This window comes from Herminiimonas fonticola (assembly GCF_003293745.1).
GTDB lineage: Bacteria > Pseudomonadota > Gammaproteobacteria > Burkholderiales > Burkholderiaceae_D > Oxalicibacterium > Oxalicibacterium fonticola.
This window is the reverse complement of record NZ_PTLZ01000001.1, coordinates 816,342-829,700: the sequence shown is the minus strand read 5'-3', so window position 1 is coordinate 829,700 and position 13,359 is coordinate 816,342. Positions and strand designations below refer to the sequence as shown.

Sequence of the window (13,359 nt, the reverse complement as noted above, 5' to 3'; positions counted from 1 at the left end):
CCATATCAACGTCACGCATGGCCGGCCTCGCCGCTCAACATCATCGGATCGATGCCCAATAATTTGATCGCGGCAAAAAAGCGCTGTTCCAGCGGCAGATCAAACATGATGTTCGGATCGGCACGCACCGTCAGCCAGCCATTCCGCACAATTTCGTCTTCCAGCTGACCAGCGCCCCAACCGGAGCAACCGAGACTGACCAGCATTTTTTGCGGTCCGTTACCGAGCGCGACGGCTTCCAGTATGTCTTTCGATGTCGTCAATGCGATCTCAGCAGTAACCGGCATCGTCGATGAAAAATCGCCACGCGGTGCATGCAGCACAAAACCGCGATCGGCTTGCACCGGGCCACCGTACATCACCGGCGTTTTTTCAACCGGTGCCAGATCGAGGGCTATTTCCAGCTTAAGATCGATACGATTGAGCAAAACGTCGACCGTCATATCGGTCGCTTTGTTGATGATGACGCCCAATGCGCCATTCGCATTGTGCTCACACAGATAAACAACCGTGCCACCGAAAATCGGATCCAGCATGGACGGCATCGCAATCAAAAAATGATCGGCGAGATTCAATTCGTCACGTGCCGGATTGTCAGGCGTTGCGGAAAAAGCTGGGGATTCCCAGGGTGAGCCGGGTTTAGGAGGAGATTTGCTGGTCTTACGTTGCTTCGACATGGTCGTTATTTTAGCATTTTTACCCGGATTTTCTGCGCCAAACCTCGCTTCCTATCGATTTTTCCTGCATTCTCTGGCTATTACTCTATAGCCCAATATTGATTGCTCATGCCCCAATTTGAAAAGACACTGGTCTGGTTTCGCCGCGATTTACGCAGTTTTGACCACGCCGCACTTCATCATGCATTAACGCAAAGCAAGCAGGTTTATTGCGCTTTTATTTTTGATACCGCAATTCTGGAAGCCTTGCCCAAAGCTGACCGTCGCGTCGAATTCATCCATGCCAGCCTGCTGGAACTCGCCTCAGCCTTGCGCACGCTGGGTGGCGGCCTGATCGTCAAACATGCTTGGGCGGAGACAGCGATCCCAGAACTCGCGACCGAGCTGGGCATCGATGCCGTCTTCACCAATCATGACTATGAACCGCAGGCAATTACACGCGATGCGCAAGTCGCCAAGGCGCTCAAGGCTGCCGGACGCAGCCTGCATACCTTCAAGGATCAGGTGATCTTTGAAAAGAATGAAGTACTGACCTTGGCGGAGAAGCCTTTTTCAGTTTTTACACCGTATAAAAATGCCTGGCTGAAAAAGCTGCATGCAGAATCTGATGCGGCCGTCCTGCATCCGTATGAGATCGATGCGTATGCAGACCGGTTTGTGGCTCTGCCGGAAAGCAAGTGCCCGATTCCATCGCTGGCAGATCTTAGCTTTGAGAAAACCAATCTGTCGGACCTCAATATTCCAACCGGCATGCAAGGCGGTCAGGACTTGCTGGATGATTTTGCGGATCGCATGCAACGCTATGATCAAACACGCGATTTCCCGGCGGTCAAAGGGCCGTCTTATCTATCAGTGCATTTGCGCTTCGGTACGGTGTCTATACGTGCATTGGTGCGACGTGCGCTGGATGCTATGCGCTCAGGCACCGGCGGTAGCGGAGCAGCGGTCTGGTTGTCGGAACTGATATGGCGCGATTTTTACTTCATGATTCTGTTTCAGCATCCGCGCGTAGTAACTCATGCCTTCAAGCCGGATTACGATGCCATCGTCTGGGAAAGCGGTGATCATGCACAAGCACTATTTCAAGCCTGGTGCGATGGCAAAACCGGCTATCCCTTGGTCGATGCCGCCATGCTGCAATTGAATCAAACCGGCTATATGCACAATCGCTTGCGCATGGTCACGGCATCCTTCCTGATCAAGGATCTGGGCATAGACTGGCGTTGGGGTGAACATTACTTTGCCGAGAAACTGAATGACTTTGACCTGTCCGCCAACAACGGTGGCTGGCAATGGGCATCGTCTTCAGGTTGTGATGCACAGCCTTACTTCCGCATCTTCAATCCGATCACGCAATCGGAAAAATTCGATGCGGATGGAAAATTCATACGTCGCTATTTGCCGCAATTAAGCAAACTCTCGAGCAAGCATATTCATGCGCCGTGGCGTGTACCGGCTATGGAATTGAAAATGGCCGGCATCGAACTCGGCAACAACTATCCTGAACCGCTGGTACAGCATGACGAAGCGCGCGCCCTCACCCTGCAACGCTATGCCGTCGTCAAAAAGGTAGCGGAGTATGTAGATTGAAGCGCTTGATCGAAAAAAACTAAACGCAAGGCAAAAAAAATCCCGCATGCATGCGGGATTTTTTATAGGTCCAAAGATTAATTGACCGGGACTTCTTTCTTGATGAAGCCGGCAATCAGTTTCACCAAAGCTTCTTCCTGATACGGCTTGCCCAGATATTCATTCACGCCCAGTTCCATCGCATAGTTGCGATGCTTGCTGGCGGTACGCGATGTAATCATGATGATAGGAATATCACGAGTCCGTTCATCACCACGAATATTGCGGGTCAAATCGAAGCCATCCATACGCGGCATTTCGATATCGACCAACATCACGTCCGGTGTAATCGATTGCAAGTGCTGTAACGCATCGACGCCATCCTTGGCCAGCACGACTTGATAACCTTCGCGTGTCAGCAAGCGCTGCGTTACACGACGCACGGTCAGCGAATCATCGACCACCATCACGATATGTTGAGTACGCAGCCCCTGCACCGGTTCGACGTTGCGCGCAGCAGGTTCAAAGGTCGCCATCTCCGCCACTGCCCCCATATCGTTCGGCACATCCGATGGCGTCAAACGGGGCGCACGAATATTTTCGTGCGCGGCGCGTTGTGCCAGCGGCACCGGATTCAAGATCAAAACGATTTCACCAGAACCCAAAACGGTCGCGCCGGCGATCCCTATCATCCGTGACAACTGCGGACCGATATTCTTGACCACGACTTCTCGATTACCGAGAATTTCATCAACGTGCAAGGCCACCCTGTCGTTACCGCTCTTCAGTATCAGCAACGGTGAATACTGTTGCGTTACCGGTGCTGCATCCGTATCACCCAGCAAAGTCGACAGATAATGCATAGGCACGCGTTGCGACTGCCACATCACGGCACCTTCGTTATACGCAATCGCCAGCGGGCCATTTTTCAATTGCTGAACCTGCTCGACCAATACTGATGGCAGTGCGTAGGTCTTGCCGCCAGTCGACAGAATCACGACCTGTGTAACAGCCAGCGTCAATGGTAAATGAATCGTGAAGTAAGCACCCTTGCCTGCTTCTGATGCTATTGCCACACGACCACCGAGCGATGCCGCTTCGGAGCGCACCACATCCATACCGATGCCGCGCCCGGCCAGCTCGGTGACTTCTTCTGCCGTCGAGAAACCAGGGTGAAAAATCAGATCGGTGATTTCTGCATCGGACAGCTTGTCATCATCCGTCACCAAGCCGTTTTCCAGCGCCTTCTTGCGGATGTTATTCAGGTTCAAGCCCTGGCCGTCATCGGAGAAATGAATAACGACTTCATTACCTTCCTGACGAATCTCCACACGCAGTTCACCGGTTTCATTCTTGCCGGCGGCCTTGCGTTTTTCACGAGACTCGATACCGTGCACAATCGCATTACGCAGCAAATGCTCAAACGGCCCGACCATTTTTTCCAGCACGCCCCTATCGACTTCAACTGCACTACCGCGAATATCGAGATTGACGCGCTTATCCACTTCCTTCGCGGCCTGACGTGTGACGCGATATAAACGTTCCGAGATACTGGCAAATTGCACCATGCGCACACGCATCAAATCCTGTTGCAAATCACGCGTCAAACGCGCCTGATTCGTCAGATCGCTACTGGCGCTATCGATAGTGCGACTCAAGTTTTGCTGAACCGAACCAACGTCATTCACGCTTTCGGCCATCATCCGCGTCAATTCCTGCAGGCGGGTAAAACGATCGAATTCGAGTGGATCGAATTCGCGATCTGCGGAGACGCCCATATGCGACGTGATCTGTGATTCCGCCTGCATTTCAATTTCGCGCAACTGCTCACGCAAACGTGAAACGTTTTCAGACAATTCGCCCATGGACATGCGCAGAGTGCCGACTTCCGTTTCCAGCTTGGAGCGCGAGATCGAAACCTCACCGGCCTGATTGACCAGACGATCGAGAATATCGGCACGCACACGCACCAGTGAAACCGGAGCGGCAGATGCTACTGTACGCGATACAGGCGAAACGCCAGGAATCATCGCTGTTGCAGGACGACTATCCGTAACCGGCATCAAACTTTGAATGACAGGGAGCTCTTCCTCCGCGATATTTTCTTTGTCAAGATTCGCTGCCTCGAAGGATTGCTGCTTAGGCGCATCCGGATTTTGCAACTGTTCAAACAGCTGCAAACCGTGATCATGCCGCGCCAGCAAATCTTCCACTGCGGCAGCAGATGGATAACCGGCATGCGTAATATTTTCGATGCGCGTTTCCATCTCGTGCATATGCTGGCCCAGCAACATCGCACCGGCCATACGCGCACTGCCTTTGATTGTATGCAAAATCCTCAAGATGGATTGCGGTAATGCTGTATCACCCAGAGCTTGTTGCCACGCGCGTAATGCCTGCCCCATCTGCGGCAACATGTCTGTGCCTTCTTCAATGAAAACAGGCAGCAGATCAGCATCGATCTCATCCTTGATGATCAAGGCAGGATCGGTCAGCTCTTCACTATTTTGCGGATAGCTCGGCTCTTCAAATGGCGCAGGATCTATTTCCGAAATGGCTGGTAGCGGCTCTACCGCAGGCCTGACTTCCAGAACGGGAGCAGGGTCGACGATATTGTTTTGCTCGAATGCGGGCAAAGGCTCAGTCTCAAATACAGATGCATCTGCGACTTCAGACTGGTTTTCATTCAAGGCTGCTGTATCGAATACAGACTGACCGTGCTTGGAGCTGATGCGAAACTCAAAATCTTCCGGCATGCGTTCAAGAATTTCCGCCTGCTCAGGTTCGAAATCAGGCATCTCGCCCAAAGCGAACATCTGCAGCATGAAACGAATGCGCGAAATCGCATGATCCAGCGTGTCGTATTCCGATATCAACAGCTTGACCGGTTTCCGTGCCAGATACTGAAGTACGGCTTCCAGCGCATAGGCAATCTGCTGCAAAGGTTTGAAACCGACGGTGGCAGAACTACCTGCCAGCGAATGCGCCGCATGTACTGTTGGAATGTTGACGTGGCGATCCGGCTCATGCCGCCATTCAGCGATATCTTGCGACAGCATACGCACCAACTCGTCGGTTTCAGCCAGATAAATATTATGCAAAGGCAAACTGATTTCCAGATTACCTATGTATTTGACGTTGTCGTCCGACTTGTGCGCGGCAGGAGGATTACCCGGAAAGTCGAGCACGGCAGCAACTTGCAATGGCGCTGCTTCGCTCACGACATCGATCTTTAAATGATCGAGTTCGCCAACAACCGACTCAAGCATTGTTGGTTCGGCTACGACTTCGGCAACCTCATCTGCAGTCGCATTGAATTTCTGGAACTGTGCGAGTTCTTCATCGCTCAACTCCAGCTCTTCTGCTTCTGTTGCCGCGACTGCATCCTCGCTACCAAAGTCTGCTGTGCTTGCGGCAATGCTCTCTGCACCGGTATTGCTTGCTGTTTCAGTAAAGGCTTCTTCAATGGGCGAAACTAACTGAGTTTCTTCCATTTCATCGTAATGAAAACCCTCACCGTCTTTGACACGTTCAGCAGCATCAATCAACGCACGGCCATTACGGTCGGAACGACCTTGCATCTGCAAGTCGCCCACCCATGCGTCCAGAACTTGCACCGCCTTTTCAAGTAATGCATACAGATCTGCATCGCCGCCGCGCGTGTCCGACAGACGCAAATTCAGTACTTGTTCGACACTCCACGCAGCCTCGCCAAAGGTAACCAGGCCAACCATGCGGCCGCTACCCTTCAAGGTATGAAACGAACGGCGCAGGGTTGTCAGGAACTCTTGATTGTGCGGCGCGTTGCGCGAATCAGGGGCAGTCTCCTTGACGCTATCCAGTACTTCAACCGCCTCGGATAGGAAAATTTCCAGCAACTCCGCATCGATAGCCTCGTCAGTTGCAGGTGCCACTAAAGGTGCTATTTCTTTCACATGGGAAGCCTTGGCCGGCGCTGTCGCCAACGCAATATCGTCCATTGCATCTTGCGAAGCAACGAAATCCGGATGCTCCAGCATATCGATGACGGCGCGTGCCCTCTCGTTTGCCTCAGGATTGTCGACCAGCCTTGCGTCCAGACGCACTTGCTCCAGCGATTCCTTCAATTGCTCTTGCAGAAAGGGATTGGTCGGTTCTGCGGCGAGTGAAATCGCCAGTTCTTCCGATTGCTTCTGGTGAAAAGCGAGCTCCGATTCTACTGTAGGCAAATCCGGAACCTGGATTTCAGGCATCTCGGAAATCGTGTTTTCGACTGTCGACATCGGAATCACGACGACATCCAATGCTGCATGCGACGGGCCATTTTTTTCAGTCAGATTCGCACGAAAAATGCCCGCCTGATCATCAAAAGAAAAACGTTTGTTGACGCCATCCGGGTGCAATTGCAAAGTCTCGATGAAGAAACTCAAAGCGCCTACGTTTTGCGCAACTTGCTGGAACTCTTGCAGCTCCGGTGTTTCTTCTGCATCGATAAAGCAGCGTACGGCAGCTTGCGTATGTTGTACGGCACGCATTGCATCTTCATGACCAAGTACGGCAAGCGCACCGCTGATTTGATACAGAACGGAATCAATATCCGACAAACCTGCACGCTGCTCGGGATCGCGGAAATACTCGTCCAGCATTTTCTCGACTTGACGCAAACTGGATTGCATTTCACCAGCGAGTGCCGTCATGGTTTGACGTTCTTGCGCCTCGCGCGACATGTCATCCAGCCATTGTGCAGAATGTGTCAGCGTCTCGCCGGAAACTGCAGAGAGCAGGCGCGTCGTCACCGCATCGGCACGCTCGGCAAAATCATCAGCCAGATGACCAATCTGCTGCAATGCATTTTCAACAAACAACAAGCTGGTTGCGATTTCCAGACTCAGACTGTCGCCCGGCCGCGAATGTGCTGCATGGCGTGCGATCCCACTGAGTTCGCGCAACAGTTTTGCCAATGCCGGCGCATTCAAATGATTGCCGGCTTCTGCCAGACCCGTCATTTCCTGTTCGAAGGATGCCGCTACAGTGGCATCACCGCTGGCAACCCGGTTCCATAAATTCTTGGCTTGCGATAAACGTTCCTTCGCTGCAGCCAATGCCTGCGCATCGATCTGGCCGTAGCGTTTTTTCTCGTAATCGTTAGGTACTACACCATCAAGTTGATACGCGCTGCGAATTTGCTGAGCGGCAGCAGAAGGATGTGCTACGCGCGCAATGAAGAACAGCGCATCGCGCAACAGTCTTTCCGTAATGCTGGACGAGCCTTCGCCCAAGCGGCGAATTTGCAAGTTGATACGTGCAAACAATTGTTTGACATACAACTCGTTCGGCACCTGGCCGGCAGAAACCGCATCGGCAAAACCGTGCATGACCCACCAGAAACTGCGTGCCTGCTGTGTGCTTTGTGCCTGCTCAACACGCAAGACGATGTCGCGCATAGTCCTTGCACTTGCCAGGCCGGTCTCGCTATCGACCTCTTTCAGAAATATCAACAGCGCACGTTCAAAACGCTTGCGCAAGCCGACGTAATCGTCAGCACTCAATGTAATCGATGCGGCTGGAAATTGTGGGCGGATTGCCAGATTAGGGAAGAACAGATCGGCTGGATGAATGCGCTCAGCCCCACGTACTTGCAGCAGTGAACGGTAATAAGGGAACAAACGTACCGGCTGATGCGGCATCCCTGCCAGCAATTCCTCCAGATATTCCAGCAGTGCCTGATAGGCATGTGCAATTGCATGTACGCTGTCATCGGTCAGAGTTAGCTGGCCGGATTCAAAGCGATCAAACAAATCTTCGACAGTTTCGGTAATGATGGCAACGCCATCGACATCGACTATTTGCAAGGCGCCATGCGCCTGATGCAAATAGGTTTTTGCATGACGCAAAGTGGTCGATTGGGTTTCCGGATCCTGTGTCAGCGCTTCGCCTAAAGCGACTTTGGAACGCGTTAGTGCTTCGCCGATTTCAGCTATGACCCACGACAAGGGGCCGGTATCGAAGCTGTCTTTACCTTGCGGCAAAGAGGAGGAAGGGGTATTCATGACTGCCTCGCGGGTGCGGGGTGATCAAGCAAGAGATGAGCTGATCACCGCAATTGCTGTTGGGCCTCAAACCAATGCGTGCCTGTAACAAATCGCGTCAGAGACGCGCCGTTAAAGACACGCACAAGATAAATAAATCAAGCCGTTACACGGAACCGTGATACCGAGTTTTTGAGTTCTTCGGCCAGCTTCGACAATTCGCGAATCGAATGCGCAGTTTGCTGCGTACCTTCTTGCGTCTGTTCCGTAACGGTCAGAATGCCTTGAATATTTTGTGCCACGCCGTTTGCCGATGTTGCCTGCTGTTCGGTAGCTGACGAGATTCCTTGAATCAGTTCCGCCAGACGGTTGGAAACGCGTCGAATATCAGACAGCGCCGCACCGGCAGCATCGGACAGTTTTGCCCCCTCGACCACACCCTGCGTCGATTTTTCCATAGCGGCAACCGCATCGTGGGTATCTGTTTGAATGGTACGAACCAGCGCACCGATCTGCTTGGTCGCTTCACCGGAACGTTCCGCCAGACGCTGAACCTCTTCCGCAACCACCGAGAAACCGCGACCTGCTTCACCGGCCGATGCCGCCTGAATTGCCGCATTCAACGCCAACACGTTGGTCTGTTCGGTAATGTCGGAAATCAGTTCTGTGATCTCACCAATCTCTTGCGAGGATTCACCCAGACGCTTGATTCGTTTCGAAGTTTCCTGAATCTGTTCGCGAATCTCGGTCATGCCCTTGATCGCATTTTCCACCGCACGTGAACCTTGTTCTGCCGCCGTCACTGACTGACGCGCAACTTCTGCCGACTCACTGGCGGATTTGGAAACATCGGTAATCTGTACCGCCATTTCCAGTACGGCCTGACCGGTTTCCTGAATGTTGCGCGATTGCTTGTGTGACGCTTCCAGCAATTCAGTGGAAATATTTTGCGCAGTGTTGGATGCCAACGTAACCTGTTCCGCTGTGTTCGTTACGCGTCCAACCAGACCGCGCAATTCTTCCACCGTATAGTTAACCGAATCGGCGATCGCGCCGGTAATGTCTTCGGTCACCGTCGCTTGCACAGTCAAATCGCCATCCGCAACTTCCTGCAATTCATTCATCAGGCGCAAAATAGCGGCCTGATTCTGATCGTTTGCGTGTTTCGCTTCTTCTTCTTTTTGCTGCGCTTCCAGACGCTGTCCATCAGCTTCTTCACGACGGGCATCCGCTTCATTCGTTCTGTTACGACTATCCTGCAACAGAACCAGCGCAATACCTGCAGCGGAGACCAGCGCGGCGAATACACTCAACAGCATCAACCAGAAAGGCCAGGTCACCGAATCCTGTTCGGTACGATAAGTTTGTTGCAATTCGTTCAGACGCTGTTTCAAGGCTTCGTTTTCCTTGAAGATCAGTTCCTGTGCCTGTTTCGCGGCGATAAAGTTTTGCAGGTTACCCAGAATCAGCGCGATCGATTTTTGATAGTCAGCAAATGCGGCTTGCAACTCAACCAATTTTTCGCGTGTATCCGGCTCAGTGGTTTTGCTCAAACGCAGAACTTCACTACCGTTCAAGAAACCTTCGGTAATATCGCGGAAAGTATTGGTATCTTTGCCCAGCAAGAAAGCGGTTTCCGGATTCACACCTTCCGAACTCAAAAATTCATTCGCACTACGCGCCAGACGTTGCGTCAGCATCACGAGCTGCCCCGCTGCCGCAACTTCGCGCGGCGAGGCACCACTTTGCGATTTGAGGGTTGATATCTGTTCGGTCAATTCCAACAAGTTAGGTGTAATCCCGTTCAAGACTTCCAGCGTTGTACCAAAGCCTGTCAGCGGAGCTTCAAGTTTGATAATCGTGGCAGCTGCCTTGTCGGAACCTGCCCACAATTTCTGAACTTCCTGCAAGGCACTTTCCATTTTTGCGTCAGGCGCACCGATGTCACGCCCCTGATAAACGCCGCCCTTGGACAGAACATTCAAATCGTTGTTGAATTCTTTGCGGCTATCGGCCAATTGCTTGAATGCTTCCTTGTTACCTTGAATCGCATTCGGTGTCGCCTTACCAACCCGCTGCGAGTGCATCAGTGCATCGCCGGCGATCTGCGTTTGGGTCGAGGTCAAGGCAGAATAATCTGCGTTCAACCACACGAATACGGCACCCAGAACCAGCGAGGAGCCGAGTGCAATCAGAAGAATACGAACCTGCTCCTGCAGTGGCAGTTTACCGATCAGTGGCAGACGGATATCACCACTTTTTTGCAGAACGTCGCCGATGTAAGTCGCATTAGGATTGACGTTGGCGCGTGCTGCGCGCACTACGCTCGGATCGATAGGCGTCGTTGTAACCGGTGCATCACCATGTGTATCCGCTCCCTGTGCGGCCGCCTCTTTTTTATTTTTGGAAAGCGGTAATTTAAACGCCATTCTGATTCTCCTGATTCTGTTTATACTGCGCCCGGATCATCGCTCCCGGATCGCTCATAGACCGACGTGCAAAAATTGAGGGTTTTGTATTACTAAAGAAAGATCAAGCTCGCTCCAGATGTGCGATTCGCGATCCAGATAACGCTTGCTTACCCAAGGCGCAGATTCATCCTGCACATCGGCTTGCGCTTCCATTTCAGCGACGTTATGCAAGCCGAGCACACGCGACACCAACAAGCTACTATTGAATGAGAGACTGGGAGCAAACGCAACAATGCGACTGTCCTTGTCGATCGGTGTAGGTGCATGACCTTGAAATTGTGCGAAATCGATCACGCTGATCAAATTGCCGCGAATATTCGTCAGACCAAGAAACCAGGGCTGCGTCAAAGGCACTTCGGTAACAGTGCCTACCGAAACAATTTCGCCCGCCGTCTGCAAATTCAACAAACAACGGCTGCCACCTATCATCACGCCCAACTGATTGACACGCGTATCTTCGCCGCTGCGCGCGGTCTGCATGCGCTCGACCAATTGCGCCTGAAATTCGCGCAAACGCGTGCGGCGTGTAGTGATATCCGTTTTGGCGAATACCTTTCCCGCTTGCAAATCCGATGTGGGCAGCTGGCTCATCAGAGATTACTTATCCGAGTGCTGCAATTTTTGCGAGGAGCTCAGTCGGATCAACCGGTTTGACGATGTAATCCCGTGCACCCTGGCGCAAACCCCAGATACGGTCGGTTTCCTGACCTTTGCTGGTGCAGATGATGACAGGCACGTCTTGTGTTTCCGGATCGCGAGTAATGGCGCGTGTGATTTGAAAGCCGTTTTGGCCGGGCATCACGATATCCATCAAGATCAATTGCGGCTTGTCTGCCTTGATCTTCAGTAATGCTTCTTCGCCATTTTCTGCTGTAGAAACGGAAAAACCTTTTTTTACCAGGATATCGGTCAGAAAATAACGCTCGGTCGGAGAGTCATCGACGATGAGGATTTTTTGGATGGCCATCTGAAACCTTTAAATCAAAATTTATTTTGCGACTGCTTCTGCCGTGTACTCGCGCACGGTTTTGAGCAGACTATCTTTAGTGAATGGCTTGGTGAGGTAGGCATCGGAGCCGACCATCGCGCCGCGCGCACGATCAAACAAGCCATCCTTGGACGACAACATGATCACGGGCGTGGAATGAAATTTGGCACTTTTCTTGATCAGTGCACAGGTTTGGTAGCCGTCGAGACGCGGCATCAAGATATCGCAGAAGATAAGTGCAGGCTTGTGGTCGTTCATTTTTGCGAGCGCATCAAAGCCGTCGTCCGCCAGCACGACCTTGTAACCTGCCTGACCGAGGAATATCTCTGCCGACCGACGAATCGTACTGCTATCGTCGATCACCATGATTTTCATGTCGGCATTATCCAGTGATATTGTCATGAGTCATCTCGTTAAACTGTGTCCACAATATACGGCTCAACAGTAACAAAAAGCAAGATTCTTTAGGTCAAGCACCACCGCGCAAATCAATGCCCGTGGTTTTTCAACAAAAATACCAAAGTCACAACACCGCTTGACGATTATCGATTAGATCGCCACCATTTCGAAGTCTTCCTTGCGCGCGCCGCATTCCGGGCAAGTCCAGTTCATAGGCACGTCGGCCCAACGAGTTCCGGCAGCGATGCCTTCTTCCGGCAAACCGGCAGCTTCGTCGTAAATCCAGCCACAGATCAGGCACATCCAAGTTTGGAACGGTTCGTTCGATGTTGTTTCGTTAATGCTCACGGCAGACAGCCCTTCAAGTAAAATGCATAATCAGCTATCTTAATATACCCGCCGTGCAAAACCAAACTTCTCCGCTTATATTGACCTTTGGCCCAACAGATCCGGTAGGCGCTGTCGGCATTCAAGCTGACTTGGCCTCTTTTGCCGCCATGGGCTGTCACGGCTTATCCGTCGTCACCGCACTTTTCATCGGCGATACGGCACGCATAGAAGATATGCAAGTGATCGATCCTGACTGGGTTTCCGATCAGGCGCGCGTCGTGCTGGAAGACATGCCGGTCGCCGCCTTCAAAGTTGGCGCTGTCGGCAGCATAGAAAACGTTTCGGCGATTGCCGAAATCGTTTCCGACTACCCTGACATTCCGCTGATCTTCGACCCTTTTCTCTCGTCCCTGCCCGATCAAGGACCGGACGCTGAAGACATGTTGATGGCAACCCGCGAACTATTGATTCCGCAAACCACGGTATTGGTTATTTCGACTGTCGAATTGGTGCGCATGGCTGAAACCTGGCGCGAACCGTCGGAAGAAGACCTGATGGCAGTCGATGCGATGCGTCTGATCGAAATGGGCTGCGAATACGTCTTCGTCACCGGCACGCCATCCGGCCTGACTGACGTCGCCAATACCCTGTTCGATGAAGGCGGCGTAATCCGTCACGACAATTGGCAACGTATTTCCGGCTCATACAACGGTGCCGGCGGCACGCTCGCGGCCACCATTGCGGCATTACTGGCAAACGGACTGGATATTCCCGAAGCCGTATTTGAGGCGCAGGAATTCACGATTGCGTCTATCGCCAATGCGCAACGTCTGGGTATGGGCAAGCTGGTTCCCGATCGTTATTTCTGGGCGCGCGAATCGGATGAAGAGACCGACCTCACGCCGCCACTTCAGTAA

At 52.3% G+C, this 13,359-nt stretch carries 9 protein-coding genes; 2 read left to right on the top strand and 7 right to left on the bottom strand.

The genetic code is table 11. The features are described from left to right. Positions 1-11: 11 nt before the first annotated feature. Positions 12-677, bottom strand: a complete 666-nt coding sequence (locus tag Hfont_RS04135) for a YqgE/AlgH family protein (RefSeq protein ID WP_112990928.1) — start codon at positions 675-677, stop codon at positions 12-14. 108 nt (positions 678-785) lie between these two features. Here Hfont_RS04135 and Hfont_RS04130 point away from each other — a divergent pair, with 108 nt between their 5' ends. Next, entirely contained in the window at positions 786-2,267 is a 1,482-nt protein-coding gene (locus Hfont_RS04130) for a cryptochrome/photolyase family protein (RefSeq protein ID WP_112990927.1), read from the top strand. 77 nt (positions 2,268-2,344) lie between these two features. Here Hfont_RS04130 and Hfont_RS04125 read toward each other — a convergent pair whose 3' ends face one another. The 6 genes from Hfont_RS04125 to Hfont_RS04100 form a co-directional block, all read right to left on the bottom strand. After that, a complete protein-coding gene (locus Hfont_RS04125) occupies positions 2,345-8,275 on the bottom strand; it encodes a hybrid sensor histidine kinase/response regulator (RefSeq protein ID WP_112990926.1) in 5,931 nt (1,976 codons plus the stop codon). 137 nt (positions 8,276-8,412) lie between these two features. Next, entirely contained in the window at positions 8,413-10,683 is a 2,271-nt protein-coding gene (locus tag Hfont_RS04120; protein WP_112990925.1) for a methyl-accepting chemotaxis protein, read from the bottom strand. Between the two features lie 54 nt (positions 10,684-10,737). Further along, positions 10,738-11,316 carry a chemotaxis protein CheW gene (locus Hfont_RS04115; RefSeq protein WP_162845860.1) on the bottom strand — a complete coding sequence of 193 codons (579 nt, stop codon included), beginning with the start codon at positions 11,314-11,316 and terminating at the stop codon, positions 10,738-10,740. Positions 11,317-11,326: 10 nt separating this feature from the next. Continuing rightward, positions 11,327-11,692, bottom strand: coding sequence for a response regulator transcription factor (locus Hfont_RS04110; protein WP_112990924.1), 366 nt, complete (start codon positions 11,690-11,692; stop codon positions 11,327-11,329). Positions 11,693-11,713: 21 nt separating this feature from the next. Continuing rightward, positions 11,714-12,115 (bottom strand): response regulator, encoded by a 402-nt coding sequence (locus Hfont_RS04105; RefSeq protein WP_112990923.1) that lies wholly within the window; start codon positions 12,113-12,115, stop codon positions 11,714-11,716. A gap of 147 nt (positions 12,116-12,262) precedes the next feature. Then, a complete protein-coding gene (locus tag Hfont_RS04100) occupies positions 12,263-12,415 on the bottom strand; it encodes a rubredoxin (protein ID WP_112990922.1) in 153 nt (50 codons plus the stop codon). Between the two features lie 98 nt (positions 12,416-12,513). Here Hfont_RS04100 and thiD point away from each other — a divergent pair, with 98 nt between their 5' ends. Further along, positions 12,514-13,359, top strand: coding sequence for a bifunctional hydroxymethylpyrimidine kinase/phosphomethylpyrimidine kinase (gene thiD / locus Hfont_RS04095; RefSeq protein WP_112990921.1), 846 nt, complete (start codon positions 12,514-12,516; stop codon positions 13,357-13,359).